Origin of the sequence: Yoonia sp. (assembly GCF_036007805.1) — a bacterium.
GTDB lineage: Bacteria > Pseudomonadota > Alphaproteobacteria > Rhodobacterales > Rhodobacteraceae > Yoonia.
Genome location: NZ_DASYOK010000163.1, coordinates 1 through 1,536, shown reverse-complemented (window position 1 = coordinate 1,536; position 1,536 = coordinate 1). Strand labels below are relative to the sequence as shown.

At 56.1% G+C, this 1,536-nt stretch carries 2 protein-coding genes; both read left to right on the top strand.

Going from position 1 to position 1,536, the window contains the following annotated elements:
- The first annotated feature begins 91 nt into the window (after nucleotides 1-91).
- Nucleotides 92-865 carry an HAD-IIB family hydrolase gene (locus tag VGP75_RS09680; protein ID WP_327543463.1) on the top strand — a complete coding sequence of 258 codons (774 nt, stop codon included), beginning with the start codon at nucleotides 92-94 and terminating at the stop codon, nucleotides 863-865.
- A 15-nt stretch (nucleotides 866-880) separates the two neighbouring features.
- On the top strand, nucleotides 881-1,536 hold a 656-nt coding region (locus tag VGP75_RS09675), incomplete at its 3' end, for a trehalose-6-phosphate synthase (protein WP_327543462.1).

Here is a 1,536-nt window from a genome sequence, read left to right as displayed (position 1 = left end):
GCCCGATCGAGGCAGAGCCGCGCACGATGGACCTCTCATTCAACCACCCCGCAACTGACAAAGATATTGCAACGCTTGCAGAAAGGATCTCATGACCCGTCACGAGAAATTCGATACAACCGACATCGCGGACAAGAAATTTGTCCTCGCCACCGATCTTGATGGAACGTTTCTGGGCGGGTCTGAAGACCAGCGCGCGGGTCTTTATAACTGGATCGCGGCCAATCGCGCGCAGGTAGGTTTGATCTTTGTGACAGGGCGCGATCCGGGGTTTATCCATGACATCACCCGCAGAGGTGGCGTGCCACGCCCTGATTACGTGATCGCCGATGTCGGCACCACGATTGCAACGATGGATCACAACAACCTTGTGTCCCCGATTGCCGAACTGGAAGCCGAGATCGCCGCCGCATGGGGCGATGCGGGCACCAAAGCGCGGTTCACGCTGAATGGCACGCGTGGTCTCAGGCTCCAGTCAACGCTGTTCCGCTACCGGCTCAGCTACGACATGGACCCTGCCAAATTCGATGAAGCTGCGATTGATGCAATTGCCGAACTTGGTCTTGATACCATCGTGTCGGATAACCGCTTCTTTGACGTGCTGCCCAAAGGTGTAAGCAAAGGCCCCTCGCTTTTGCGCCTGTTGACCCATCTGAACATCGACAACCGTCGTGTTCTGGTAGCGGGCGATACGATGAATGACCTGACTATGCTGAAAATGGGCCTACCCGCCGTTGCGGTTGGTGGTTCGGAACCCTCCCTGATCGACGGGATCAGAGATCTGGCACATTGCTACGCCGCACAAGCGGAAGGCGCCGCAGGGATCGCCGAAGCGATTTTGCACCACAAAATGTTTGCCGCGTAGAGAAAGGAGCATCACATGTCTTCCGAAATGGTCATCGTCTACCATCGCCAACCCTATGAAGAGGTCGAGGAAAACGGGCAGATCGTACTGCGCGAAAACAAGAGCCCCAACGGGATCGTCCCCACGCTGAAGAGCTTTTTTGGCGAGGTCGATCACGGGGCATGGATCGCGTGGAAACTGGCTGATGACCCTGCCAACCCCGATTTCGAGCAGCGAATCGAGATTGAAGACGACTATGGCCGCTATGCTGTGTCACGGCTGGCACTGTCTGAAGAGCAGGTGCGCGAATTCTATCACGTCACCTCGAAAGAAGCATTCTGGCCGATCCTTCACGGCTTCAAAGAGCGCTATAACTACGACCCTGTCGATTGGGCGAATTTTCAGGATGTGAATCGCCGTTTCGCCGAAGCTGCTGCCGAGGAAGCGGCCGAAGGCGCTTTGGTCTGGGTCCATGACTATAACCTGTGGCTTGTGCCCGGCTATCTGCGCACCATGCGTCCTGACGTGCGGATCGCATTCTTCCATCATACGCCGTTTCCATCGGCAGATATCTTTAACATGCTGCCTTGGCGCAAGGAGATCGTGAACAGCCTGCTGGCCTGTGATGACATCGGTTTTCACATCCCGCGCTACGCCAGCAACTTTGTCTCGGTTGCCACCAGTCTGTTCGA